The organism is Arthrobacter sp. 2RAF6, assembly GCF_052115205.1.
GTDB lineage: Bacteria > Actinomycetota > Actinomycetes > Actinomycetales > Micrococcaceae > Arthrobacter.
This window is the reverse complement of sequence record NZ_JBFRGF010000117.1, coordinates 1-620: the sequence shown is the minus strand read 5'-3', so window position 1 is coordinate 620 and position 620 is coordinate 1. Positions and strand designations below refer to the sequence as shown.

The 620-nt window shown below is 73.2% G+C and carries 1 protein-coding gene; it reads right to left on the bottom strand.

Features of this window, described 5'->3' with window-relative positions:
* On the bottom strand, positions 1–620 hold a 620-nt coding region (locus tag AB4Z38_RS25750; protein WP_441432341.1), incomplete at both ends, for an HNH endonuclease signature motif containing protein.

Below are 620 nucleotides of genomic sequence, written 5' to 3'. Positions count from 1 at the left end.
GGGGTCCATCCGGATCCGTGTTTGAGGCGGTGGTGTTTGGGGCAGGGTTGGCCCAGGTTGGAGATGCCGGTGGTGCCCCCGTCGGCCCAGGCCAGGAGGTGGTCTGCTTCGTTGTCCAGGGAGTGGTTGTTGCAGCCGGGGAACGGGCATTTGCCGTCGCGGAGCCGCAGCCATTGACGCATGGCCTTGGTCAGCCGGTAGCTGGTCCGTCCGATTTCCAGCGGGGCACCGTCGCGGGGGTCGGTCAGGACGCGGTGGAAGGAATCGGCGCCGTCGGCGACCAGGGCCCGGGCCATGGACGGCGGGATCGGCCCGTACCCGTCCAGGATGGCCGGTTCCTCGGTGGCGCCCAGCAGGGACAGGACCGGGACGGTGACCAGGACCTGCGCCCGCGGGGACGGAACCAGCCCCGCCCCGCCCACGCTCATGCCCGGTCCCGCCCCGCCGTCGGGCATGCCGCCGTCGGGCAGCCCGCCGTCGGGCATTGCGCCGGTGTTGTTGGTGAGGAGCCAGGTGGCGGTGATGTCGGCGCGGAGCTGGGCGAGGGTCCGGGTCTCGGCGGGGCCTTGGAGGGCGCGGGCGGCGGCGGTGGTCCGTTCCCAGATCCCGGCGGCGGTGTC